This is a genomic window from Mycobacterium decipiens (assembly GCF_963853665.1).
Taxonomy (GTDB): Bacteria; Actinomycetota; Actinomycetes; order Mycobacteriales; family Mycobacteriaceae; genus Mycobacterium; species Mycobacterium decipiens.
Genome location: NZ_OY970459.1, coordinates 3,195,976 through 3,220,589, shown reverse-complemented (window position 1 = coordinate 3,220,589; position 24,614 = coordinate 3,195,976). Strand labels below are relative to the sequence as shown.

The window sequence follows — 24,614 nt, the reverse complement described above, 5'->3', positions numbered from 1 at the left end:
TTGGACAAACTGTGAGGCATCTCAGCGCCGGTCTGTCCGAGCGCGGGTTTGCGCCGGGCAACCTCATTGATGCCATCGGGTACCGCCTCACATCGGCTGGTGGCGGCAATTTCGCATAGGCGATCGATACTGCGGGCATTTTGTTTCATCTAATCGCAATTGTGTGGGTGATTTTTGCCACGGTAACGCCGGTGCAATCGTTCACCTGCTTTGTCAAAAATATTTACAAACCACGTTCAGCAATCTCCCAACTCGCTTGTGGGTGCTTCAAGGCGAACTGTGGTCAAATGACTTTAATGTGCCAGCCTGGACTGGTGCCGCAAACTTGGCTAGTAGCTACTTTCAGTGTCGTGGGGCTAGGCTTCTCGGGAGTGACTCGGGGCGCTTGACGATGCGGGACTGGATGGGAGGAACTTAGCCATGAAGGCGATCGGGCCAGACATATCAATCGTTCCATGATGCGCACGGCTAGTTTGCCAGAAGCCGCTCAGAACGAAAATGAGTGTTAGTGAGCGAGCGATGGTGAGTGTGTGATGAGCTACATCATCATTACTCAGTTCCGCAGGATGATGGCGAGGTTGTGGGGGCCGGTCGACAGCTTCGGCGAGCAGGCGCTGTTCTACGGCGAAACCATTCGCTACCTCCCCAATGCCATCACCCGCTACCGCAAGGAGACGATTCGGCTGGTAGCCGAGATGGCACTGGGTTCGGGAGCGCTTGTCATGATCGGCGGCACGGTGGGGGTCGCGGCGTTGCTGACTATGGCGGGCGGCGGGGTGCTCGCCGTGCAGGGCTACTCCTCGCTGGGCAATATCGGTGCTCAGGCGTTCACTGGGTTCCTGTCGGCGTTCCTCAACGTGCGTGTAGTCGCGCCAGTCAATGCTGGCATCGCGTTGGCGGCCACCGTCGGCGCCGGCGCCACCGCGCAACTGGGCGCCATGCGGGTCTCCGAGGAGATCGACGCCGTCGAGTGCATGGCGGTGCACTCGATGTCGTACTTGGTGTCAACCCGGCTGCTCGCGGGCCTGGTCGCGATCGTTCCGCTGTATTCGCTGTCGGTGCTCGCGGCGTTCTTCGCGGCCCGCTTCACCACGGTGTTTGTCAGCGGGCAGTCCGCGGGCCTGTACGACCACTACTTCAACACCTTCCTCGTCCCATCCGATCTGCTGTGGTCGTTCCTGCAGGCCATCGTGATGGCTATCGCGGTGATGCTGGTGCACACCTATTACGGCTACAACGCGAGCGGCGGGTCGGTCGGTGTCGGTGTCGCGGTCGGGCAGGCCGTGCGGACCTCGCTGGTGGTCGTGGTGCTCATAACCCTGGTCATCTCGCTCGCTGTCTACGGCGCGTCCGGCAACTTCAACCTCTCGGGCTAGCGCACTCGCAGACGAAACGTGTCAGGCTGGCCGACTACGACCTACGAACCTATCTGGGCGTGCTCAGCGTCCCAAGGTGTGCACTAGCGTCCCAGCTAGCGGGCAACATCGGCACTTGCAGGTTGCTCCCAAAGTCACTGCCACTTGAGATCGACAATCCGGCGGGCGACCCGATTGCCGAAGTGGGCGCGGTCCCGGCAAATCCCAGCACATCAGCGCCTTGCTCGGGGGCTACGGCCATCGAGCCGCCCGAGGGGGCCCCTACGGTAGAAACCAATCTTGTTTGCGGCAACATGGCTGAAGCATCACCGGGTTGTGGCTGGACGGTGTTTACCGCAATAGCTGTATTCGCGGTGGGACTGGCAGCCGTGGCGACGCCGGCCGGCAGCGCGACTGGAGCGGTGGCGATTTCGCCGACCGGGACAGAACTTGCCACACCGGCTTGCGGCAAAACGGGCGAAATGCCCACCATTTCCACAGCAATAGCCGCACCCCCCAGCAGCTCGCGTATCGCCTGAGCTATCGCCGCAATTGTCTGCTCGACCGCCCAACTCAGCGTTTCTAGCACCTTGCCCAAGAACTGGGCTAGCAGCGTGCCCAATGCGATAGTCGCACGCAGCGTGATGTACAGAAATTCAAGCACGAGTTGAACTTGGTCCAACAGCAAAACGAGCAGGTCGGCGATCAGTAGGTTCAGTATCTTCATCATTTGAAGCAGATAGCCGGCCACGAGGACCGCGTATGCCACTACGAGCTGGAGCAAGTCGTAGATGAATTCCCACGCGAAATGGAACACTTCGCTGACCAGCTGGGAGACGGCCTGGCTTAGCACTTGCGCCACCGCCTCGAGGAGGTGCCACATTATGCTCCACCAAGGCGGATTCGGAGGCGGAGGAAGGCTGCTGACCTGGCTGACCCCGGATTTGAGTATCGGTGGGGCCGGCGTGGTGTGTGGTGCTGTGGCCAGGGCTGCGGCGCTGACGGCGTCGTAGCCACCCATCGTGGTCGCGGCCTCGATCCACATCCGAACGTAATCGGCCTCGTTGAGCGCGATCGGGATTGTGTTGATGCCAAAGAAATTGGTCGCCAACAACGCCCCATGAATGACGTGGTTGGCTTCCAACTCCACCAACGTCGGCATCGCCGCCAACGCGCTGACGTGTCCCGCTGCGGTGGTCTCCAACCTTGAAGCCACCGCCATGCAATCAGCGCTGGTCTGCGTCAGCCACGCCAGATAAGGCCCATATGCGGCGGCGAAACTGGCCGCGCTGGGCCCCTGCCACGCCCCGGCCTGTACCTCGGCCAACAGCGCACCGAGTTCTTCGGCCTCCTCGGCATAGGCAGCACCCAGCGATCGCCACGATTCGGCAGCCGCCACCATTGGGCCAGGGCCGGCACCGGCGCTCAGCATTGCCGAATGCACCTCCGGCGGCGAGGCAAACCACACCGGCGTCGTCATAACAGACCACAGACGGTGTAGGTTGCCCTCGCCGCACCATCGCCAGCGGCATACGTGTCGCCGGACTCGCCCACGCCAGCCTCGGAATTACCCAATTGCTCAACTCCTTTCGGGAGCTACCCCGCCATGCTCCGCAACGGCATCGGATTAGCCGCCGGCCGAACAACTACCGTCGTGATCGCCGGCGCCGTCGCAGCATGCGCCGGGGCCGGTCGAGCCGTCAATGTTTTCGCCGCCGCACTCGTCCATACGAAAACCTCAGAAACCGCCGGCAACGTCACCATTCGCATTCCCGCCATGGCTCTGCAACCAAAAAATCCGTCTGGACAAAACATTGCGTGTGGAAATTGCAGCTATTGGCAACTAAAATGCGGGCTGCGTTTGAACATTTGGTGCAAACTGCTCATGCCGGGTGGGCGCGTTGCTGCAATCCGAAAGTATGACAGCGACGATCTGACGTTCGGAATTTTAGGTCCAGAGGTTATTCGGCCAACCAACTTTGATCGAAATCTGTTGATCGCCAGCGGTTCGCCATGCACGCACCAGACACGCGGGCCCTGATTCGCCTGCTGCACGTGCGGTGGTAGATGTGCCACCACATTGCCGCGCGGCGAGTGGGCCGCCCATAAACGCATCCCGTTCGAGTGCTCAGCTGATGCGATAGCGCTCTGGTTTCCTGGCTAACGCGTCGGACTACTACTGTTTGACGCTGTGGCGAGTCTGAACACGAGCCCGCTTTCGGCGGCGCGGTACCACGGTGATCAGGACGTCGCGCCCGGCATGCTGGACTTCGCTGTCAATGTCCGTCATGACCGACCCCCCGAGTGGTTGGTCCGGCAGCTCGCGGCACGGCTGCCGGATCTGGCCCGGTACCCGAGCATCGACGATGTGCAGCGGGCGCAAGACGCGGTCGCCGAACGCCACTGCAGAACCCGCGACGAAGTGGTGCCGCTCGCCGGGGCGGCAGAAGGGTTCGCGTTGTTGTCCAATCTGCGTCCGGTGCGGGCCGCAATTGTCGCGCCCGCGTTCACCGAGCCGGCCGCAGCGTTAGGCGCGGCCGGAATCGCGGTGCACCATGTCGTGCTAGAGCCGCCGTTTGGCCTCGACCACGCGCAAGTGCCCGACGACGCCGACTTGGTCGTGGTGGGCAATCCGACCAACCCCACCTCGGTGCTGCACACCCGTGAGCAGCTGCTCGCGTTGCGCCGACCGGGGCGGATTCTTGTGGTCGACGAAGCGTTTGCCGATTCGGTTCCCGGCGAGAACGAATCGCTTGCCGGTGACTCGCTGCCTGACGTTCTGGTGCTACGTAGTTTGACAAAGACGTGGTCGCTGGCCGGATTGCGGGTGGGTTATGCCCTTGGCTCGCCAGAGGTGCTCGCCCGATTGACCGCTCAGCGAGCGCACTGGCCGGTGGGCACGCTGCAATTGGCGGCCATCGCGGCGTGTTGCACACCGGGGGCCGTGGCCGACGCCGCAGCGGATGCCGTGCGGTTGGTGGCGTTGCGCGCCGAGATGGTGTCCGGTCTGGAATCGGTGGGTGTCGCAGTGGTCGATGGCCGGGCCCCGTTCGTGTTGTTCAGTGCGCCGGGCGCCGATCTGATCCGAAATCATCTACAGAACAAGGGAATTGCGGTACGGCGTGGTGACACGTTCATTGGCCTGGACGCGCGGTATCTGCGGGCTGCCGTGCGCCCGGAGTGGCCGCAACTAGTCCAAGCCATCGCGCAGACGACTGCGGGTGTGCAGAACGGGAGGCGCCGATGAGTGTGCGGCTGGCCGACATCATCGAGGTGCTGGACAAGGCGTATCCGCCGCGGCTTGCCCAGTCGTGGGATTCGGTGGGCCTGGTGTGTGGCGATCCTGACGATGTGGTGGACTCGGTGACGGTCGCGGTGGACGCGACGCCGGCGGTGGTGGACGAGGTTCCCGGGGCCGGCTTGCTACTGGCTCACCATCCGTTGTTGTTGCGTGGGGTCGATACGGTCGCGGCCAGCACGCCGAAGGGTGCGCTTGTGCACCGCTTGATCCGAAGTGGGCGTTCACTGTTCACCGCGCACACCAACGCCGATTCGGCATCGCCGGGTGTGTCCGACGCGCTGGCACACGCTCTTGGGCTGAGAGTTGACGCTGTTCTCGACCCGCTGCCAAGTGTGGCCGATCTGGACAAGTGGGTCATCTACGTGCCGCGCGAGAACTCAGAAGCTGTGCAAGAAGCAGTCTTTAATGCCGGTGCTGGACAGATTGGCGACTATTCGCACTGCAGTTGGAGGGTCTCGGGTACCGGACAGTTTCTGGCGCACGGCGGCGCGTCGCCCGCAATAGGAAGCGTTGGGACCGTTGAACGGGTGGCCGAGGACCGGGTCGAGGTCGTCGCGCCCACCCGAGCGCGCGCCGCCGTGTTGGCGGCGATGCGCGCCGCGCATCCTTACGAGGAGCCGGCATTCGACATCTTCGCGCTGGTGCCACCGCCGTCCGGCACCGGATTGGGCCGGATTGGCACACTGCCACAACCCGAGCCGCTGCGCGCCTTCGTCTCCCGCGTCGGGGCCGCATTGCCGCGGACGTCCTGCGGCGTGCGCGCGGCGGGGGATCCCGACACACTCGTGTCGCGGGTTGCGGTCTGCGGTGGTGCCGGGGACTCATTGCTCGCCACCGCGGCCACTGCGGACGTGCAAGCGTATGTCACGGCCGATCTGCGACACCATCCGGCCGACGAGCATTGCCGGGCTTCGCAAGTGGCCTTGATCGACGTCGCGCATTGGGCGAGCGAATTCCCGTGGTGCGGCCAAGCCGCTGACGTGCTGCGGTCACGCTTCGGCGCGTCGCTGCCGGTGCGTGTGTGCACCATCCGCACTGACCCGTGGAATCTTGAATACGAGACTGGGAGTGATCGGACATGAAAGCCGAAGTAGCACAGCAACGGTCGCTACTGGAATTAGCGAAGCTGGATGCTGAGCTGTCCCGGATCGCGCATCGGGCCACTCATTTGCCGCAGCGGGAGGCCTTCCAGCGGGTGCAGGCCGAGCACAATGACGCCAATGACAGGATGGCAGCCCTGCGAATCGCGTTGGAGGACTTGGACGCCCAGGTGTCACGCTACGAATCGGAGATCGATGCGGTGCGCAAGCGAGAAGACCGGGACCGGTCAATGCTCAGTTCCGGCGCAACGGACGCCAAACAATTGGCTGACCTGCAGCACGAACTCGACAGCTTGCAACGCCGTCAGGCCAGTCTGGAAGATGCCCTGCTGGAGGTGCTGGAGCGCCGCGAAGAACTGCAGGCTCAACAAACCGCCGAGTCGGGGGCGCTCGACGTGTTGCGGGCCGACCTGGTCAGCGCCGAGCAGGCTTTGGACGCCGCAGTCGCCGAGATCGACCAGGCCCGACATCAGCATTCATCGCAACGCGACATGCTGACCGCGACACTTGATCCCGAGCTTTCGGCGCTCTACGAAAGACAGCGGGCCGGGGGAGGGCCGGGGGCCGGGCCGTTGCAGGGACATCGGTGTGGTGCCTGCCGGATCGAGATTGGCCGTGGCGAGCTGGCCCGGATCTCGGCGGCCGCCGCAGATGAGGTGGTACGTTGCCCGGAATGCGGGGCGATCTTGTTGCGGGTCAAAGGATTTGAGTAGTGAAAGTTGTCATCGAAGCGGACGGCGGGTCGCGGGGCAACCCCGGACCGGCCGGATATGGCGCGGTGGTGTGGACCGCCGATCGCTCGACCGTGCTGGCCGAATCCAAGCAGGCGATCGGCCGGGCGACGAACAACGTCGCTGAATATCGGGGCTTGATAGCCGGTTTGGACGACGCCGTGAAACTGGGTGCCACCGAGGCCGCGGTGCTGATGGATTCCAAGCTGGTGGTGGAGCAGATGTCTGGGCGATGGAAAGTCAAGCACCCAGACCTGGTGAAGCTACATGCTCAGGCTCAAGCACTGGCTTCGCGGTTTCACCGGATCGGCTATTCCTGGGTTCCGCGCGAGCGGAACTCCCACGCAGACCGGTTGGCCAATGACGCGATGGACGCCGCCGCCCGCGCCAATCGCGCAGGGGAGAAAACCGCGGTTCCGGTTGCTGCCGAGCCCGCGAAAATCGTTGCGACGGAGTCTCCGACAGCTCCCGGCTGGACCGGTGCGCGCGGTACACCGACCCGGCTGCTCTTGTTACGTCACGGGCAGACGGAGTTGTCGGTGCAGCGCCGTTATTCCGGGCGCGGCAACCCGGGACTCAGTGAGGTGGGGTGGCGCCAGGTTGGTGCGGCGGCCGGGTATCTGGCGCAGCGCGGCGGGATCGCCGCAGTGGTCTCCTCGCCGTTGCAGCGCGCCTACGACACCGCGGTGACCGCCGCCAGGGCCCTGGGTCTGGAGGTGATCGTCGATGACGACCTGGTCGAGACGGACTTCGGTGCTTGGGAGGGTCTGACGTTCGCGGAGGCCGCCGAACGCGACCCCGAGTTGCATCGTCGGTGGCTGCGCGACACCAGCACCGCGCCGCCTGGTGGGGAAAGCTTCGACGACGTGCTGCAGCGGGTTCGGCGGGGACGGGACCGGATCATCGTCGGATACGAAGGCACGACGGTGCTTGTGGTGTCGCATGTGACGCCGATCAAAATGGTGCTGCAGCTCGCGTTGGATGCCGGGGCGGGCGTGCTGTACCGGTTGCATCTTGATCTGGCATCGCTGAGCATCGCCGAGTTCTATTCCGATGGAGCGTCGTCGGTGCGGCTGGTGAACCAGACGGGCTATCTCTAGCTCGGCCACGATGCACCCAACCAGTGAGCTGGTGCTTTCTCGTGAGCACCCCAATGCGTAGATCTTTGGCTTTGCGGCTTCTCGCCGACACCACTCCGCTGCGGACCCCAGACTTCCGCAGGCTCTGGCTTGCTGGCATACCCACGGTCATCGGTGCCAACCTGACCGTGTTCGCGGTTCCCGTGCAGCTGTTTGAGCTGACCCAAAATTCTGCATACATAGGCCTCAGCGGCTTGTTTGCGCTGGTACCGGTGGTTGTTTTCGGACTTTGGGGCGGGGCCTGGGCCGATGCGATGGACCGGCGCACGCTCCTGATCGTCACCTCATGGGGCCTGGTGGCGGCGTCACTGTTGCTCTGGCTGCAGGCTGCGCTGGCACTCAACAACGCCTGGGTCGTGCTGTGCCTGCTGTCGCTGCAGCAAGCCTGCTACGCGGTGAACTCGCCAGCGCGGTCAGCCGCGTTTCCCCGGATTCTGAGCGGCGATCAGTTGCCCGCCGCCAACTCGCTGAACATGACTCTGGTTCAGTTCGGCGCGATTTTCGGGCCGGCACTGGCCGGTGGGGTGCTGCTGCGCTGGCTTGACCTGTCGGCGCTGTATCTGGTCGACACCCTGACCTGCCTGGTGCCGATCTGGGCGACGTTTCGGCTGGCGCCCATCCCAGCCGTCGATATTGCCGACGCCGACGGGACGTCGCGCTGGGGAGTGCGCGCGGTGCTGGACGGGTTCCGCTATCTGGCCGGCAACACCGTCGTGCTGATGTCATTTGTGGTCGACTTGATTGCCATGGTCCTGGGCCTGCCGCGAGCGCTGTTCCCGCAGATTGCGCACGACAGTTTCGGCGGCCCGCTCGGCGGCGGTACCGCGATGGCGTTGCTATCGGCTGCGATGGCGGTCGGGTCAATGATCGGTGGCGTGTTCTCGGGCTGGTTGCCGCGGATCCGGCGTCAAGGACTGGCGATCGTCGCGTCGATCACCGCGTGGGGTTTGGCAATCGTGGGCTTCGGATTGGTCAGCGGGCAGGCCCACGGGCGGGCGGGCCCGATGCTGTGGGCGGCACTGGCCTTCTTGGCTGTCGGGGGTGCGGCGACCATGGTGGCGGTCGCGCTCAAGCAGACCATCCGCCAGCAAGCGGCCTCCGCCGAATTGGTTGGGCGGCTGCAGGGCGTGCTGGTCGTGGTGATCGCCGGCGGGCCCCGGCTGGCCGACGCACTACACGGCGCTGCGGGGGCCGTGATCGGCACGTCCGCGGCCGTGGCCGGCGGCGGGGTGCTCGTCGTGGTCGGGATGTTGGCCGTCTCGCTGGCTGCGCCGGCGTTCATCCGCTACCGGGTGCCGAGTGCCACTGTGCGCGACGACGGATCGGCGCCTACCTGATCGCCGAGGGATCCGCAGACCCGACCCCGGGCAGGCGCTCCGTCGCGATAACGACTACACGAACACCGAATTGTCGTCGGGGCTTCAGCCGCACCGCATCACCCGTCGGGTGCCCGACATGGCGTTGCCGGAAATCGCGGCCGGAAGGTCCGCCAGGCCGCCAACCTCGCCGACCAGCAGTTCAAGCCGATGATGATGTGCGCGCAGCAGCCCAAGAGCCGCCACGAAGTCGCCGTATTCGCTGCGTCGGCAGTACGAGAACGACCCGATCAGCTGGATCGAGCGTCGAAAGATGTCGCGTAACGGGGTTCGCAGCGTGACCGCAGGGGCGTATGCATTGACCACGACGACCGATCCACCATCGGCGACGAGTCGCAGCGCCTGTTCTAGCGGCGTTGAGGTGGCCCCGCTCGCCGCGTCGACCACGACCTGGAAGTGGTCCGGCCCGCTGGCGGTTGCTTCTGGCTGGAAGGTGAGCATGTCGGCGAAGGCGGCCGCCGCAGGGCGCTTTCCGTTTCGGTGAATCACCGTGACATCCCAGCCCGCGGATGCCGCGTAGAGCCCGGTAAGTAGCCCTACCGTCCCAGCACCGATTACCGCCAGCCGCCCGGAGGCGTGGAGCGGTGTGCAGCGCAGGCCGTGGATGGCCACGGCGGCCGGGTCGGCCAGGGTAGCGACTCGCGGATCGAGGTCGCTAGGCAGCGGGTGAATCTGCCCAAGCGGGACGCTCACCTGCTCAGCAAACCCGCCCGGCATGTCCCATCCCAGGCGTTTCAGGTCCCGACAAAGGTGGTTGCTGCGTGCGGCGCAGTCCGCGCAGTGACCGCACGCGACGAGTGGGTCGATCGCAACCCATTGCCCCGTCTGGTCTGTGCCGACCACCTCGTGGCCCGGGCGCCACCGGGTGGGAAGCGAAAAGTGCTGTGGATTAAGGATTTTAGCTATGTCACTGCCACAGATGCCGCTGTAACGTACATCGACGACGATTTCGTCGTCGACTGGTTCAGGGGGATCGACCGTTCGCAGTCGCAGCTCGCCGTCGCAGTACTCCCAGGCCCTCATACCAGGGACGCCACATAGGTCGGAAGACGCTCAATGCGTGAGATCCGCGCACCATTCCACTCTTTTTCGCCGAACACGAGAGCATCCGGACCGCCCCGGCGAACGACGCCGAGTGCTTGCATGCCTGCGTCGTGCGCGCCGCACAGTTCATTGCCGCCCCCATCGCCGCAGTAGACGATGGAGTTTGCGGTTGCGCCAAGTCGCTCGCAGATCGCTTGGTACAGCCGTCGATCCGGCTTCGTCGCTCCGGCTGTGCAACTGAAGACCGCTGCGTCGACAAGCGGTGCCAGGCAACTGGTTTCCCAGCATTCCGAGATCTCAGCGGTCGCGTCGCTGAGCACACCCACTTTCAAGCCCATCTGCCGCAGCAATACCAATGTCTGGACTACGGATTCGTCAGCAACCAGCCGATCGCTGCCAATGGCCCGAAGTTCGTCGGCGACGAGATCTGCGTCAACAGCCGACGCGCCAACCCATCGGACAAGGTGTTCGGCAAGCGCGGACACCGTCGGCAGCGTGCCGTCATGCCGCGTCGTCCAGGTTGACAGAAAATAATCCTCGACCTGGCCCGGGCTCGAGCCGATACGGTGGGCCAGTCGAGTCGACGCGCGACGCCGATCGGCAGCCGCGGGCGCGCCGACCAGGGTCCCGAACAAATCTAGAACCACCGCGTTCGGTATGGCCTTCACGAGTCAGCGAGACGACGGTGGCTTGATCCGCGCGAGCTTTCGTCCCGCCTTAAGGAAGTAGCTGTCCGGACCACTCACCTCGGCGACGGCATTAAGCGGCATGAAGACGTCGTCAACGGCGAGCACGACTTGCTGCTGGCCTTCGGCGCATTCAACGACCAACCGAAGCGCCCGTTGTGCGGCCAAACGGCGGACGTCGCTGTTGCTTTTTGCAAACCCCAGCTCCCTAACCACGTCAAACACGACTCTGCTCGGATCGGTGATTATTGGTAGATCTGCTAGATTGCCGAAACGACGCGTCGCAAATTGCGCGGCGAACTCCTCGCGCGCCTTCATCGCCGTGTCGACGCCGTAGATCGCAGCGGTCATCTCGCCTGCCAGGATTTTCTTGAGGTCCAGTGGGTGAAGCGTGCCGTCCGCGCGTCGCGTCTGGGCTATCGACACCTCGCTGTCGAGCCATTCGGTCAAGGCGAGGTAGTACGAGTCGACGGCTTGATCGGCCACCGACATCAGCTTGCCGTAGATCTCGCCCGCGGGTGCAGCGATCGCGACGTAGTTCCCCTTGGACTTGGACATCTTCGCGCCGGTGCCGTCTGTACCTTCGATCAGTTTGGTGGCAACGACCAACTCTGGGACTTGACCGCAGATGTCCATGACCTTGCGGCACATCTGCATATTGAGGTACTGGTCGATGCCACCCACTTCAAGGTCGCAGTTGATCTCAACTGAATCGAGTGCCATCGTCACCGAATACAGCAGCTCGGCCAGTGACAGCCCATGCCCGGCCTCAAGGCGGTTGCGGAAGTCCTCGCGCTGAAGCGGCATCGATATCGGAATGTGGGACGCGACCTCCAGCAGCCGCGGCAGGGTGATCCGCTCGAGCCAGTCGCCGTTGAACCGGAACTCCGCGTGGGCGAAGTCGAAGAATGGCGCGACCTGGTGCCGGTAGGTGGCGAGGTTGCGCGCGATATCCTCGTCGGTCAGCAGCGGACGTTCGTCCGAGCGGCCGGTGGGATCGCCCACCTTGGCCGTCAAGTCGCCGACGATGAACACCACGTGGTGACCCATCCGCTGAATGCGGGACAGAATCAGCATGGGCACCGCATGGCCGAGGTGGACTTCGCTGCCGGTCGGATCGATGCCGAACTTCGCCACGAATGGACGGCCGTCGTTAGTGGCCTTGGCGATCCTTTCCGCCAGAGCTTCCCTAGCGGGTTGCACCTGCTGGGACCGGGACGCTATCAGCTGCGCCTGCTCATGTGGGGGCAGGTCCGAGAGGTCCAGCCGGCGACGCGCGGTCGTGATTTCCAACAAGGTGCGTACGGCCTCATCCGACGACAGGTCGGCGCCTCGCAGCAAGTCCGTCGCACTCTTGACGGATTGGTCCAGTCGGCTCATACACGCCTTTCGCGGAGATATCTCCATCTTGTTCGACATCATTCGCCGTTGCGTGCTGTTGCAGTTGCAGGCCACTTGCCGATGAGGTCGATCACATAGTCGGCGAGGTCCAGCACCGCCAGTTGCCAGGCGCGCCCACCCTCAATGCACCATTTGTGGAGGTCACGAAGGTCCTCGACCGTGTAGCACGGCAGTTCGCACATTAGCTGGTACGTGGCGGACACGGCCGGCAGAGGCGGTTCGCCGAGCAGCTGTGTGCGGACCTGATCGGCCGTCGAAGTCATATCGATGGCCGACCCTGGGATGCTCTTGGAGAACTTCGGATGACCGCCGAAGCCACGCACCATTCGCGTATAGGCCGCCGATATCGTGAAACCCGTACGGAGCGGCGATTCTTCGTCCAGCCGCCGGCATACGTCGGTGGCGAACCGGACATATTTGTGCTCATCGATCCCCAGCGTGACGAGCACGGCGTCGTGGGTCTGCCCGAGCGCAATAAAATCGGCAGCCATCAGGCAAAGTGACAACGCTCGCCGAAACGTCATCGAGGAGTCGACCACACCCTGGGCGGCATAGTAGGAGTGGTTGTCCTCCTCAGCCCGGTCGAAATCCCGCTGGTCGACGTAGCGTCCGATGAGATACATCGCTTCCAACGCGGCATGGTGTCCGTCTTGTGCCCGGACCGTGCCGCGGGCGGGATCAAACCCCAGACGCAGCACGTACTCCTCGAAGTCGTCGGCAAGCGCGCGGACCTGGCTGAACGACCGAACCTTGCCGTTGTAGGCGTCGAGGTCGCCGAGCACGATTTGGCACCTTTCCCCGCCGCGCTGCAGCTCAATAATTTTCAGGATCTGCGCGACCGTGGCGAGATGCGGAACGCCAGACATGCCGAATCCCGTGGTGATGATCCGGCGTTCGGGTGCAAAGTTGAGGTGCTGATCGCCGCGATAGTTACACAGGTAGCGTGCATTGAGCGTATCGGTGTCTATCCCGGCTAGCGGGAAGTCGAATTTCCGCAGTTCGAATGGGCTGTAGCCAAACTCTGCCAACGTCTTTTGGTAATACGCCTCTGAAAACAATACTGGCTCAGTCACTATCCGGCCTCCACCCTGCTATATACATGCGCAAGCCTCTCGCACATCGTTGTGCCCGGGCTTGCGATACTTTGTGAATCTTGCTGGATTCGTTGCCGTCCAGCCGCTTTGGATCATGGTGTGCGGAACGGGCCTCGCATACCGGCATCGTCGGGGGCCCGAGTCATCGACTAGGCCGTCTGCTCTTGGCGGTCAACGCTTCCCAGGAGTCGCACAAGGTCTGAGACGGCTCCGCTTCGCAGCACCTCTTCGGCAAGGTCGATCCCGTCGGGCAATGTGGCGGTGATTCGCGAACGCGTCAGCAGATAGCCGGCGTTGAGCGTGACCACCCGGCGGTGACTGGCCAGACCGTTACCCGCCAGCAGGTCCAGCGTCCGCTCAACGGCCGTATCCGCATCTTCTGGCGCCGGCAGTAGATGTTCGTCGAATCCGCGGCGTGTGAACGATAGCGCCGGCATCGCCTGTGCGTCAGAAAGTATGCCGCGGTCCACCCGAGCCAGGAGCACCTGCCCAGCAGGTCCAAGCTCATCAATGTAGCGCCCGGCGGCCGTGCGGGTCGAGATGACGTCGACGTTATCCAGGCCGAAGCGGTAAAGTACCTGCGCCGAGACATCAACGCGGGGATGAGCCAGCCCGAACAGCATGAGATCGCCCCTGACCGGGCTCACCAACGCGGCCAGCCCGAACGAGAACGGGTTGGGCGCATAGAACCGACTGCCGTAGACCTGGTCCAGTTGTGGTATCCGTGGCTCGATCGCGACGAAGGAAAACCCGCACGTTTGCAGGCTCCGCTGAACCTCCGTCGTGGACTCGTCCTCGATGATCCCTAGCGATCGCATCAGATCCCGTGACCCCAGCGCCGAAGATGTCGCGGTCGAGCCCACTTTGACGACGGCAGCTCCCGCAGCCGCGGCCAACAGCGCCGCCGGCGTCGATACGTTCAGGGTGCGCTCGCCCTTTTTGCCGCTGCCTGCCAGGACAATAATGGGACGGTTGATCCCCTCGTGCGGAATCTGCTCTGCCGCAAGCCCATCTAGAGACAGGGCGATGCGGAGCAGGGTCTCGACGGCATCCACGTCCGGACCAGTCAACATGACCGCCGTCATGACAGAACCCATCACAACGTCGCGTACAGGCACCGGCAATTCGAGGCACGCGGCGAATGCCTCGCCGAGCTCTGTTGACGGGATACGTTCGCGCAGGGCTAGTTTCACGAGCACCGACCGGACCGCGACCGGTACATCTCCTTGCACACCATGCTGCGTGGTGATATCCGGTCGGACAAGGGGCATCTGCGTGCAAGCGATCATAACTTCCAAACTCCTTGTTGGGGATTGACAATGGCAAATGAGTCGAACTTGCTGCTAACAGCGACGCAAGCAGGTCAGGTATCACCACCAGAAATGGTCCACCCGGTTAGCGAACCGAGCGGTCAGCGCTCCACCGCCGCATTGGCCGCCGCCAAGCCTTCAGACACCACGCGCAACATCACTACTGATATCCCTCCCAGGTGTTGCGCCGACCTGCTCGGCCCAACGCTCGTGTCGAATCATGAAGCAGCGCAACACAAAGCGCTCCAAACCATACATGTCATGGACTGTTGCATTTGTCAACTGTTGGCAATTGCTAATACCTACGGTTACGTAGGTATAGGTAACGGTCACGTAGGTTTCGGTCATCTCGTTCACTTGGGCAGCTGGCGGGACTGGTCCCTGTCCCGGTCCGCAGTGTGGCGCGGCCGCGCATCCGAGAGTCATCGAATAGCCCCCGCGCTGGGCATACCCGAGCTGATCGACCACGGGAACCGGTTTGTGAGCGTGGCGATTTGGGCGGCCCGGGCTTTCGGGTTGGGATGCTGTGCTCGGCCGCCGGCGGTGTTGTCCGCGAACACCTCGATGGCGATCGGTGCTGCAGTGTGCACTGAGCGATGAACGGATTGTGTACTGCTTGATGAGTAAACGTGTTCAAGATCACCTAGCGACGTTTGTCCGAGCGGAAGTGGGGTTGCACACGGGCAGGCGGTGATTGGACTGCACGCGGCGGAAGGGTGGCCGGTATACCGGATGCCCGCCCGGTGGCTGAGCGACCACAGTGCCAGGAATATGTCCCCCTGTGGTGATCGGGATTTCGGGGCGATGCCGACCGGCTCAAGGGGCCTGGGGTGTTGTTGACAGTGTTGGTAGGAATGATCGAAACCTGTGGATGAGCTTCGATGAGGTGGCGTGAATGTGGGCACTGCGCCGCGGGTCAACGACAAACACGTCGACCCGGATTCCGGTGAGCGGCAGCGGTTCTCCTCGGCGATCGCGCCCGCCTGGGCGCGCAAGTCGCGCAGATGGCCGAGATGTTGCCGTTGCTGTACCCTGTCCGGGCTGTCCAGCGGGGATTTTGGGTCAGTCTTGGAGCAGTTCCTGGGTTCGGGGCCGGTTGTCAGCGACCACGATTACTCGGCACACCGGCCAGTGGCACCACGAAGCCAAGGTTAGCCGCGCGTGATATGTCGGGCACCGACCACCTGTACCTGTGAGTCGACGGGATCCATCTCAAGGTCCGGCTGGATCAGCAGAAACTGTGCGTGCTGGTGATGCTGGGCGTGCGGGCCGACGGATGCAAGGAACTGGTCGCGATCACCGACGGCTACCGTGAGTCAACCGAGTCGTGGGCTGACCTGCTGCGCGACTGCCGCCGCCGCGGCATGACCGCCTCGGTACTGGCCGTTGGAGACGGCGCGCTGACTATTGCTCCAGTGTTGGGCTGGGCCAGAACCAGAGTGAGGAAGGGGCGTGGCTCGAGGGCGCCCAAGCGGCGCTTGCCAAACAACACCAAGTCACCTAGTCATTCAACATGACTCGTTGATCAGCGCGCGCGAACCGCGTCTAGGTCCGCAGTTCACCGCTTCGCGGGACGCCATCGCCGCCAGTTGTGCGCCGTGGCTGCTGCGACCCCAGCTCGACGGCGATCTCTTCACCAATTTCTTCTCCAGCAGCCGGTACATCCGTGCGGCGCTTGCGCACGACGTTCTCCGCGGAACGGTGGTTGCGAGCAGCCATGTGTTTGATCCTCCCTGCCAAGCTCAACATCGGGCCACCGGACTCTAAAATCTCTTCGGTCTTAATCACGGGGAAAATGCCAGGTACTGTACATGTCGGTGTGGATCTTTATCCGCCGGAGATCACATTCTGATGTGACCGTGCAAGGCACCCACGACGGGGTGGTGTTGTGCAGGCTGTAGCGCGCGGCCAGGAGGGAGTCAACGATTGAACATCCTCAGGCGGGCATGGATACCATTGGTTGTTGTTGTGGCGCTCGGCGTCGGTGGATTTGCCGTTGAGCGGCTTCATGGATTCTTTCCGCTCACCAGTCCGTCAAAGCTTGATCCGCGGGCGCAGACCCCGCCTTACGCCGCCAAGAGCGCTACCTACGAGGTCTTTGGGCCCCCCGGGACGGTCGGAGTCGTCAACTGGATGGACGAAAACGCGAAACCTCAGCAAGCGAATTTTTCAACGCTGCCCTGGTCGCGCACGATCACCGCCAGGCTGCCCGGAATCTTTGCTTACGTTGTCGCGCAGGGTAATAGCAACTACATCGGTTGTCGGATAACCGTCGACGGCAAATTGGTAGACGAACAGCGCGCCGATTATCACAACGCTCAGACCTCCTGCTTAGATAAATCCGCGTGAGCGACACCAAGGAGATGTCGGTGTCCATAGCCCGTAGGATCCGCCAGTTTTCGATACCAATCATTCTCATCTGGCTGGCGCTTGCCGTCGTTCTTAACGTTTTCGTACCGCAGTTAGAAAAGATTGCGGCGGCGCACGCGGTTCCATTGGCGCCCGTCGAGGCGCCGTCGGTTTCCGGAATGAAGAAAATCGGCGAAAAATTCAAAGAATATGATTCCGACAACCTCGTCCTGGTCACTATTGTCGGTGACAACAAGCTGGGCGATGATGCTCACCGGTACTACGACGGCTTGGTTCGTCAGCTGCGGCAAGACAAAGAAGACGTTGAACACGTGCTGGACTTTTGGGGCCATCGTTTCACGGCGTCCGGCGTCGAGAGCTTTGACCACAAGGCCGCATATGTTCAGGTCAACTTGGTCGGTAATCAGGGCGGGGCGCGGGGTAACAAGTCCGTACACGGAGTCCGAAAGATCGTCGAGCGTTCACAACCGCCGAAGGGCGTCAAGGCATATGTAGCCGGCGAGGGCGCTCTGACCGCCGACACGATCGAGGCCGGCGACGAGAGTATGGCCAGAATGACGGTGATCGCGATCATCGTCATCACGATCATGCTGCTTTTCTTCTATCGGTCGATTGTCACCGTGCTGCTCATGTTGTTCATTGTCTTTGTCGAGCTTTTCGTCAGCCGAGGGGTAATCGCGTTCCTTGGACTTCATGGCCTGATAGGACTGTCGACATTTGCCGTAAATCTGCTTACGGCGTTGTCTATCGCGGCGGGGACGGACTACGCAATATTTGTCATTGGCCGGTACCACGAAGGCCGAAGCACCGGCATGGATCGCGAAGCCGCGTACTTCGACACTTTCAGCGGCGTTTCAAAGGTCATCTTGGGTTCCGGGTTGACCATTGTCGGCGCAACATATTGTCTGCGCTTCACCAGGTTGCCCTACTTCAATTCGCTGGGTGTTCCGTGTTCGATCGGGTTGCTCGTGCTGGTTGGTGCCGCACTTACGCTGGGGCCAGCCGTTCTCACCGTGGCGAGCCGTTTCGGTCTGCTTGATCCCAAGCGCGAGTCCAACTATCGGCGATGGCGCCGTATCGGGACCGCTATCGTCCGTTGGCCTGGCCCAATTTTGGCGACCGCGCTCACGCTCACCATTGTCGGCGCGTTGGGGCTGGAGGGTTTCCAGCCGCTCTACAACGAGCGCTACTACCTCCCGAGTCGGGTTTCATCGAAAAAGGCGTACGACGCGGCCGGCGCCCATTTCGCCGAGGCCCGACTGAACCCGGATGTGCTGATGATCGAGACCGATCACGATCTGCGTAATCCGACCGATCTACTTGTGTTGGACAGGGTGGCCAAGAACATCTTTCGGTTGCCCGGCATCGAACGCGTGCAAAGCATCACCAGACCGCTCGGTCCGCCCATCGAACATGGGTCGGTGGCATTTCAGCTCAGCGTGCAAAGCGTCCCGATCAGAGACAACCTGCAGTATCTCAATGATCGGATGGCTGACATGCTGAAGACCATTCATGACCTCAACACCCTGATTTCCATCATGGAGCGCATGTACACGGTGACTCAGCACCTGGCCGATGCCGCTGACGACAGCGCCAACACGGTGGCGTCCACGGCGGCCATCACCGACGAATTGCGGAATCACCTAGCTGATTTCGATGACTTCTGGAGACCGATGCGCAGTTTCTTCTACTGGGAGAAGCACTGCTTCGATATCCCGATCTGCTGGTCATTCCGGTCGCTGTTCGACGGCTTGGACGGATTCGACCAGCTCTCCGAGCAGTTCCACAACCTCACCGAGGACCTCACTCACACGGCTTTAGCCACGCACCAGATGCTCACATTGATCCCGCCGATGATCGCCACATCCAAGTCGATACGGAACACGACGATGACGATGTACAGCACTTTCGACAGCATGGTCAAACAGTTGGATCGCATGACGGACACCAACTACGTCATCGGACAAGCGTTCGACGATTCAAAAGTCGACGACTCGTTCTACCTGCCTCCGGAGGTCTTCAACAATCCAGACTTTCAGATCGGTCTGAACCTGATGGTTTCGCCGGACGGGAAAGCGGCCCGGTTCATCATCACGCATGACGGCGACCCCGCGACCAGCGCGGGTATCGCGACCGTCGAAGCCGAGCGCGAGGCGGCGCGGCAGGCATTGAAGTTGACCTCGCTGTCGGACGCCGACATCGTACTTGGCGGCACAGCAGCAACTTTCAAGGACATCAGGGACGCGGCGAAATTCGACTTCATGATTGCCGCGGTTGCCGCGATCACGTTGATCTTCATCATCATGATTCTTATCACACGAGCTCTGGTCGCGGCGCTTGTCATTGTCGGGACCATTGTGATGTCGCTGGGTGCCGCCTTCGGCTTCTCGACCCTGTTATGGCAGCACGTTTTTCACTTCCAAATACACTGGGTTGCTTTGGTATTCGCGTTGATTGTGCTGTTGGCAGTCGGCTCCGACTACAACTTGATGCTCGTTTCTCGTTTCGAGGAAGAAATCGGCGCCGGGCTCAAGACCGGGATCATCCGAGGAATGGCTAGCACCGGCCCGGTGGTGACGGCCGCAGGTTTGGTGTTCGCGTTCACGATGGGATCGATGATCACCAGCGACCTGCGCTCAGTCGGTCAGTTCGGCACGACGATCGGTATCGGTTTGCTGTTCGACACGCTCGTGGTCCGTTCGCTCATCACACCCTCGATCGCCACGTTGCTGGGACGGTGGTTCTGGTGGCCCAAGATCGTCCGCACCCGCCCGGCCAGTCAAATGCTTCGATCGGTCGGGCCTAGACCGTTGGTCCGCGCATTGCTGATGGACCCTCGCCAACGTCCTAGCCGGACAACGGAGTAGCCGCCGGATTCGGTGCCATATGATGCCATTCCGCGGAGTCCACTTGGTGGACCAGGTGGCGCTGCTTGCGCGGTGTTGCGAAGTTAGCAGAGACCGCTGGGAATTCCGCGTGCGGGCGTGGTTTCCTGAGTCGGCATCGTCTGTGGGAAGGGCACTCGGTAAGGGATTCCCTGTGGCGACCCGGTATACGGATTCGGATCCAATCCGATAGTCCCCAAGTACACGTTGGGCACGCATTGCGGCAGTTTGGGCAAGGCGTCAAGTACCGGGTGACTCAAATTGGGTCGCGAAGGGTTGGGCGGGACGGCGAAGTTGAACGTCGATGTCATGTCGCCGACCGTGCCATCGCGCCAGGTGCTGAGGTTGGGAACCGGCACCGAAAACCGCTTGCTGATCAACTTCAGCTGTGAGGTGTGGTCGAGCACGTCATGCACCATCAGCGGGCCGCGGCTATATGGGGAAATGACGATGCACGGGACCCGAAATCCCAAGCCGATCGGCCCGCGTATGCCGGCGGACCCCGAGACGGAGTTGATGTCAGGCACCGTGAGATATTCGCCGGGGGTTCCCGGTGGTGCGGTGGGCGGTGTGACGTGGTCGAAGAAACCGCCATTCTCGTCATAGGAGACGATCAGCGCGGACTTTTCCCATACCGCCGGATTGGAAAGCAATATTCTTAGCAGGTTCACAATGCTGATGGCACCGACGGCCGGCGGGAATGCGGGATGTTCGGACTGGGGGGTGTTCGGAACAACCCAGGACACCTGCGGCAGCCTGTTGGCTTTGACGTCGGCAGCAAAGTCGAAGGGGTAGCTCGGGGAGATGCCGAAGCGAGCCAAATCTGAGCGTGGGTCCTGTGCTTGCTTGAAGAACATCACTATGTCGTCATAGGTGTAGTTGAGGTACTGATTGACGATTGGCCCGAGTGTCTTGTTGCGATATAGCTTCCAGCTGATGCCGGCGGCGCTTAGGTTCTCCGGCATCGTGGTCCAGCTGAACTGACCAATCGGGTCGGTGGGGGGGCTCGTGAGCTGCGGCCCCCCCTGGGTGCCATCGGCCCCGAGGTTGGCGCTCAACCAGTACAGCCGGTTGGGCAGGGTGGGCCCCAATACCGATGAGAAGTATCGGTCGCACACCGTGAACGTGTCCGCCAGCAGGTAGTGGATCGGGATGTCCTTGCGGGTGTGATAGCCCATCGTCACGGGGACGTTGGCGTTGTGCGGCACTCGACTGTGGCCGATCTGCGCGGGAAGCCAGTTGTCGTTGGCGCCTCCGTTCCAGGAGTCGTGCATCGCCTTCCAGGAGTGGTCGGGGTCACTGAGGCACTGGCCGTCAAGGAGGAACCGGGTGGTGTCGAAACGGTAGGGAATCGTGACACCAGCGGGGTCGAGTGACTGCGTCTGTGGGTTCCAGCCCTTTTGCTGGAATAACAGCGACGGGGTGTCGAATCCATCGGTGCCGGAGAGTGTGCCGAAGTAGTGATCGAATGATCGATTCTCCATCAGGAACAATACAAAGTGCTCAATGTCGGTCAAATGACCGGAACATGGCCCCGCTCCATAGGCCTTTTCTATTACCGGGCCAGCAAAGGACATCAGAGCCCCGGTGCCGCCTGCGGCGGCTTTGGCCAAAAACTCTCGGCGTGACATTCCGCCGATTGGGCCTTTGCTCACCGCTATGCCTCCTATCTCGCATTTCAGCTCACGCTATGCTTGTGCAGGCGATTAACCCCGGCACGCCACGCGGCGTGTCGGTTTGGATGTTTCGCCGATTGCTAAGAAGACACGGTCTGTACTTCCCCCGTTTACCGTGCCGCACCGGGCTGGGGACGGTAATTACGCCGCGTCGTGAAAGATCAGCCCCATGGCATAGCGTTCACCGGACCGAATAGTCGAAAGACCATGGCGCACCGGCGATGCGGACCAGCCTCGGGTAGTCCGCACGGGCCGATCACGGGTGGTGAACAGGTAGCCATGTCCCTGCGGAAGTTGCGTTGCGGTGCCGCGGGATTGGGCACGCGGCCGCTGTTCGACGAGCAAGAACTCGCCGCCCGTGTAGTCGGTGTCGGGATCGCTCAGGTTGATCACCACCTGAAGCGGAAACACCAACTCGCCGTACAGATCTTGGTGTAGGGCGTTCCAGTCGTTGGTGCCGTACTTCAACATCAACGCGGTGGATCGGGTCTGGCCAGCGGCGTGGCAGGTAGCCAACCAGTCATCAAGTCTGTCTGGCCAGGGCGTCCCACGGCCCAGTTTGGCCCACCAGTCGCGCGCTATCGGCAGCAGTCGGGGATACAGCGCCTGCTTTAGGCGTTCGATGGGCTCGGGATAGGGGGCGTGGAAATATCGGTACTGCCCGGCGCCGTACCGCTTCGGTGCCATGTCGACGGTCGAGCGAAACAAGCCGTCGTCGGCGTACAGCTTGCGCAGCCGGGCTGCCTCGCTGGGGGTAATCAACTGTGGTAGCAGTGCACCGCCGTACTCGTTCATTCCGGCAGTGATGGCGTCCCAATCGCCGGAGTCGACGCGTTTGTCCCACCGGGCCATCAGCAGGCCTCGACGGTGTACTCGAACGTCATCGGCGTCCTTCTGCGATCTCTCGAGCCTCTTGGCTTGCGCTGTCCACGATAGGACCGCCCGCGTGACAGCGCCGTGGACGACCTCTTCGTCGGACGCCCACTTCTGTGAGTGGTGTCACATATCCGCAGAGGTGTAACCGCGCCAACATCCTTTCACTCGGTGTATGCGAGGTCACCTACCCTATGGGGGTATTATCCGATAATATCTTTCGCGTCAGTAAACCAACTATCAACGAAGAGGTGGTGAACGCCACGCGCCGCATGAGATCGTGTGCTGTCCGGATGGAAGGGCTCTTTCTAGCTCTTGGCCATGCTGATGAGCACGTCGACGACGCGGCAGTCGCGAGGACCGGGCCGGGCATCGGAAGCGCCATATAAGAGCTCCGGTGTGCGTCAACGGACCGACGCGGAAGTGGTCGTTTGACCTTGGGCATAGGTGCCGATCCCATCGTGGGGATTTGCACAAGTCTGAGAAAAATTCTGCGGAAACTTGATTGCTGACTTGCCGTGGCATGGATTTTGCTTCGACGGCAGTTGGAAAAGCATGCTCGACCATGAAGCGAAAATTGCGGCAGGCATGCTGACCAGCGACGGCGGCTTGGTTCCGCTTGCGGGTTAATTGCTTTTCGCTGGGGCTGGTAGCTCCGTGGTCGGAACCCTCGGCCGAGCAGGCAATCTTGTGACCCGCTGGCGAGATGCGAGGATGAGAATGATTCCGGTTGCCAGCGTTGTGAAACGCATTTGGTTGCTGGCCTCGACCGAAACCACAATGGCGAGCGCAACCGAGGTGGCGCGCTGATGGCGCTACTGGCTCAGTTCCGCAGCTTCAACTATCCGAGTCGCGTCCTGATGATCAACCATTTCTGCATCAACGTCGGCTTCTTCATGCTGATGCCGTACCTGGCGGACTACCTGAACGGTCCACTTGGGTTGGCCGTGTGGGCGGTGGGTCTGGTCACGGGCGTGCGCAACTTTTCCCAACAGGGCATGTTCTTCGTGGGTGGCACGATTGCCGATCGATTTGGCTATAAGCCACCCATCGTGGCCGGATGTCTGATACAAACTGGCGGCTTCGCGTTGTTGACAGTCGCACATTCGCTACCCAGCTTGTTGATCGCCGCGGCTGCAACAGGATTGGCTTCGGCTCTGTTCAGCCCCGCGGTCCGCGCCTATCTTGCGGCTGATTCCGGTGACCGGAAGATCGAAGCGTTCGCGGTGTTCAACGTCTTCTACCAGGCGGGAATCCTGGTCGGCCCGCTGGTTGGATCGGTGCTGTTGGCCTTGAATTTCAGGATTGCCATCGTGGGGGCCGCGGGTGTCTTCGCGGCATTGACCGTCGCGCAGCTGCTGGCGCTGCCCCAGCACGTAGCCGATCCGCATCCGGTAAGCACGAAAAGGCGCTCCGTCCTGAAGGATTGGCGGATAGTAGTTGGCAACCGATCTCTTCTTTGGTTTGCCGCCGCGATGACTGGGCGCTATGTGCTGTCGTTCCAGGTCTATATGGCACTTCCGATCCAGGCGTCGGTCTTGGCGCCAGATCGCCAGTCTTTCTTGGTGGCAGGAATGTTCGCGCTATCGGGTCTGGTGGCCGTCACCGCCCAGCTGCGCGTCACCCGCTGGTTCGCCTCGCGCTGGGGGCCTACCCGCAGCCTGGTTGTCGGAGCGATGGTCATGGCTGGATCGTTTGTGCCACTTGAGCTTGCGCCGAACTGCGAGAGGTTCGGCGCCGCGGCCGCCATAACCGCATTGTTAGTCTCCGCGGTTTTGCTTACCGCCGCTTCGGCGGTGATGTTTCCTTTCGAGATGCGCACCGTCGTCGCACTGTCGGATGAGCGGCTGGTGGCGACTCATCAAGGGTTTTACAGCACCATCATGGGAATCGGAGTGCTCGTCGGAAACCTTGGAGTCGGATCGCTGATGAGCGTCGCGCACCGCTTCGATTCCGATGAAATCGTCTGGGGTGCACTGATTCTCGTGGGTTTGGTCGCAGCGGCAGGGTTGTATTGGTTGGAACACCGCGTCCCTGGATCGCCGCGCCCGTCCAGCGCCTGCATCCGACGGATGGCGGCGGCGATGATCAGGCTGAAGGCAAGTATGGGAATGCTCGAACGGTCCCGAGGCTCATCGACTCAGCGTCGGGGTAATCGATCCACAGATCGCAACGGATCTGCTCGGGGTCCAAGACCTGGCGCACCGTTGGTCCTTTCGGCGCTGTTGTCGACACCCCCGCTCACTACCCAACGCATGTGATTGAGAGAAGAC

Annotated in this window: 19 protein-coding genes and 3 pseudogenes; 11 read left to right on the top strand and 11 right to left on the bottom strand. The window is 62.1% G+C overall.

What is annotated here, in order from left to right:
• The first annotated feature begins 533 nt into the window (after window positions 1-533).
• Window positions 534-1,376, top strand: a complete 843-nt coding sequence (locus AADZ55_RS14100; protein ID WP_085324311.1) for an MlaE family ABC transporter permease — start codon at window positions 534-536, stop codon at window positions 1,374-1,376.
• A 49-nt stretch (window positions 1,377-1,425) separates the two neighbouring features.
• On the opposite strand, the gene AADZ55_RS14095 is transcribed toward AADZ55_RS14100, so the two are convergent.
• Window positions 1,426-2,835, bottom strand: coding sequence for a PPE family protein (locus tag AADZ55_RS14095; protein WP_085324310.1), 1,410 nt, complete (start codon window positions 2,833-2,835; stop codon window positions 1,426-1,428).
• Window positions 2,832-3,059 (bottom strand): annotated as a pseudogene (locus AADZ55_RS14090) (PE family protein). Before AADZ55_RS14090 ends, AADZ55_RS14095 begins: the two are co-directional and overlap by 4 nt.
• On the opposite strand from AADZ55_RS14090, the gene AADZ55_RS14085 reads away from it, so the two are divergent.
• From AADZ55_RS14085 to AADZ55_RS14060, 6 genes are all read left to right on the top strand, one after another.
• A complete protein-coding gene (locus AADZ55_RS14085) occupies window positions 2,962-3,396 on the top strand; it encodes a hypothetical protein (RefSeq protein ID WP_165759353.1) in 435 nt (144 codons plus the stop codon). The pseudogene AADZ55_RS14090 and the gene AADZ55_RS14085 overlap by 98 nt on opposite strands.
• A 150-nt stretch (window positions 3,397-3,546) precedes the next feature.
• Window positions 3,547-4,602, top strand: coding sequence for an Rv2231c family pyridoxal phosphate-dependent protein CobC (cobC, locus tag AADZ55_RS14080; RefSeq protein ID WP_085324309.1), 1,056 nt, complete (start codon window positions 3,547-3,549; stop codon window positions 4,600-4,602).
• Window positions 4,599-5,738: a Nif3-like dinuclear metal center hexameric protein gene (locus tag AADZ55_RS14075; RefSeq protein ID WP_085324308.1), complete on the top strand. Its 1,140-nt coding sequence runs from the start codon at window positions 4,599-4,601 to the stop codon at window positions 5,736-5,738. Before cobC ends, AADZ55_RS14075 begins: the two co-directional genes overlap by 4 nt.
• Complete coding sequence (locus AADZ55_RS14070; RefSeq protein WP_085324307.1) at window positions 5,735-6,469, top strand: zinc ribbon domain-containing protein; 735 nt, start codon at window positions 5,735-5,737, stop codon at window positions 6,467-6,469. Before AADZ55_RS14075 ends, AADZ55_RS14070 begins: the two co-directional genes overlap by 4 nt.
• Window positions 6,469-7,587: a bifunctional RNase H/acid phosphatase gene (locus tag AADZ55_RS14065; protein WP_085324306.1), complete on the top strand. Its 1,119-nt coding sequence runs from the start codon at window positions 6,469-6,471 to the stop codon at window positions 7,585-7,587. The genes AADZ55_RS14070 and AADZ55_RS14065 overlap by 1 nt, the downstream gene beginning before the upstream one ends.
• Before the next feature lie 53 nt (window positions 7,588-7,640).
• Complete coding sequence (locus tag AADZ55_RS14060) at window positions 7,641-8,963, top strand: MFS transporter (RefSeq protein WP_085324305.1); 1,323 nt, start codon at window positions 7,641-7,643, stop codon at window positions 8,961-8,963.
• Window positions 8,964-9,047: 84 nt separating this feature from the next.
• Here AADZ55_RS14060 and AADZ55_RS14055 read toward each other — a convergent pair whose 3' ends face one another.
• The 6 genes from AADZ55_RS14055 to AADZ55_RS14030 form a co-directional block, all read right to left on the bottom strand.
• On the bottom strand, window positions 9,048-10,025 hold the full coding sequence (locus AADZ55_RS14055) for an alcohol dehydrogenase catalytic domain-containing protein (RefSeq protein ID WP_085324304.1): 978 nt from the start codon (window positions 10,023-10,025) through the stop codon (window positions 9,048-9,050).
• The gene (locus AADZ55_RS14050; protein ID WP_085324303.1) at window positions 10,022-10,714 is read right to left on the bottom strand and encodes an HAD family hydrolase; all 693 of its coding nucleotides are present in this window, start codon (window positions 10,712-10,714) and stop codon (window positions 10,022-10,024) included. Before AADZ55_RS14050 ends, AADZ55_RS14055 begins: the two co-directional genes overlap by 4 nt.
• A gap of 3 nt (window positions 10,715-10,717) precedes the next feature.
• Entirely contained in the window at window positions 10,718-12,112 is a 1,395-nt protein-coding gene (tyrS, locus tag AADZ55_RS14045) for a tyrosine--tRNA ligase (protein ID WP_085324302.1), read from the bottom strand.
• 38 nt (window positions 12,113-12,150) lie between these two features.
• A complete protein-coding gene (locus tag AADZ55_RS14040; protein WP_133056402.1) occupies window positions 12,151-13,206 on the bottom strand; it encodes a hypothetical protein in 1,056 nt (351 codons plus the stop codon).
• A 170-nt stretch (window positions 13,207-13,376) separates the two neighbouring features.
• A complete protein-coding gene (locus AADZ55_RS14035) occupies window positions 13,377-14,498 on the bottom strand; it encodes a hypothetical protein (RefSeq protein WP_165759352.1) in 1,122 nt (373 codons plus the stop codon).
• 177 nt (window positions 14,499-14,675) lie between these two features.
• Window positions 14,676-14,894, bottom strand: a complete 219-nt coding sequence (locus tag AADZ55_RS14030) for a hypothetical protein (protein ID WP_133056401.1) — start codon at window positions 14,892-14,894, stop codon at window positions 14,676-14,678.
• A 528-nt stretch (window positions 14,895-15,422) separates the two neighbouring features.
• Between AADZ55_RS14030 and AADZ55_RS14025 the strand changes: the two are divergent.
• Window positions 15,423-15,940 (top strand): annotated as a pseudogene (locus tag AADZ55_RS14025) (transposase); the annotation flags it as partial.
• A 142-nt stretch (window positions 15,941-16,082) separates the two neighbouring features.
• Here AADZ55_RS14025 and AADZ55_RS14020 read toward each other — a convergent pair.
• Window positions 16,083-16,325 (bottom strand): hypothetical protein, encoded by a 243-nt coding sequence (locus tag AADZ55_RS14020; RefSeq protein ID WP_133056400.1) that lies wholly within the window; start codon window positions 16,323-16,325, stop codon window positions 16,083-16,085.
• 138 nt (window positions 16,326-16,463) lie between these two features.
• On the opposite strand from AADZ55_RS14020, the gene AADZ55_RS14015 reads away from it, so the two are divergent.
• Both AADZ55_RS14015 and AADZ55_RS14010 read left to right on the top strand, forming a co-directional pair.
• Window positions 16,464-16,886 (top strand): MmpS family transport accessory protein, encoded by a 423-nt coding sequence (locus tag AADZ55_RS14015; protein WP_085324298.1) that lies wholly within the window; start codon window positions 16,464-16,466, stop codon window positions 16,884-16,886.
• A 14-nt stretch (window positions 16,887-16,900) separates the two neighbouring features.
• Complete coding sequence (locus tag AADZ55_RS14010; RefSeq protein WP_085324372.1) at window positions 16,901-19,774, top strand: RND family transporter; 2,874 nt, start codon at window positions 16,901-16,903, stop codon at window positions 19,772-19,774.
• A gap of 83 nt (window positions 19,775-19,857) precedes the next feature.
• Here AADZ55_RS14010 and AADZ55_RS14005 read toward each other — a convergent pair whose 3' ends face one another.
• Together AADZ55_RS14005 and AADZ55_RS14000 are read right to left on the bottom strand one after the other, a co-directional pair.
• Window positions 19,858-21,423 (bottom strand): phospholipase C, encoded by a 1,566-nt coding sequence (locus tag AADZ55_RS14005; RefSeq protein WP_085324297.1) that lies wholly within the window; start codon window positions 21,421-21,423, stop codon window positions 19,858-19,860.
• 186 nt (window positions 21,424-21,609) lie between these two features.
• Complete coding sequence (locus AADZ55_RS14000) at window positions 21,610-22,320, bottom strand: 2OG-Fe(II) oxygenase (RefSeq protein WP_119184917.1); 711 nt, start codon at window positions 22,318-22,320, stop codon at window positions 21,610-21,612.
• Between the two features lie 830 nt (window positions 22,321-23,150).
• Between AADZ55_RS14000 and AADZ55_RS13995 the strand changes: the two are divergent.
• Window positions 23,151-24,383, top strand: a pseudogene (locus tag AADZ55_RS13995) (MDR family MFS transporter); the annotation flags it as partial.
• Window positions 24,384-24,614 lie beyond the last annotated feature (231 nt).

Coding starts and splice junctions, on each gene's coding strand:
- AADZ55_RS14100 (WP_085324311.1), top strand. CDS start 534: ATGAGCTACATCATCATTACTCAGTTCCGCAGGATGATGGCGAGGTTG.
- AADZ55_RS14095 (WP_085324310.1), bottom strand. CDS start 2,835: ATGACGACGCCGGTGTGGTTTGCCTCGCCGCCGGAGGTGCATTCGGCA.
- AADZ55_RS14085 (WP_165759353.1), top strand. CDS start 2,962: ATGCTCCGCAACGGCATCGGATTAGCCGCCGGCCGAACAACTACCGTC.
- AADZ55_RS14075 (WP_085324308.1), top strand. CDS start 4,599: ATGAGTGTGCGGCTGGCCGACATCATCGAGGTGCTGGACAAGGCGTAT.
- AADZ55_RS14070 (WP_085324307.1), top strand. CDS start 5,735: ATGAAAGCCGAAGTAGCACAGCAACGGTCGCTACTGGAATTAGCGAAG.
- AADZ55_RS14060 (WP_085324305.1), top strand. CDS start 7,641: ATGCGTAGATCTTTGGCTTTGCGGCTTCTCGCCGACACCACTCCGCTG.
- AADZ55_RS14055 (WP_085324304.1), bottom strand. CDS start 10,025: ATGAGGGCCTGGGAGTACTGCGACGGCGAGCTGCGACTGCGAACGGTC.
- tyrS (WP_085324302.1), bottom strand. CDS start 12,112: ATGAGCCGACTGGACCAATCCGTCAAGAGTGCGACGGACTTGCTGCGA.
- AADZ55_RS14035 (WP_165759352.1), bottom strand. CDS start 14,498: ATGCCCCTTGTCCGACCGGATATCACCACGCAGCATGGTGTGCAAGGA.
- AADZ55_RS14010 (WP_085324372.1), top strand. CDS start 16,901: ATGTCGGTGTCCATAGCCCGTAGGATCCGCCAGTTTTCGATACCAATC.
- AADZ55_RS14005 (WP_085324297.1), bottom strand. CDS start 21,423: ATGTCACGCCGAGAGTTTTTGGCCAAAGCCGCCGCAGGCGGCACCGGG.
- AADZ55_RS14000 (WP_119184917.1), bottom strand. CDS start 22,320: ATGGCCCGGTGGGACAAACGCGTCGACTCCGGCGATTGGGACGCCATC.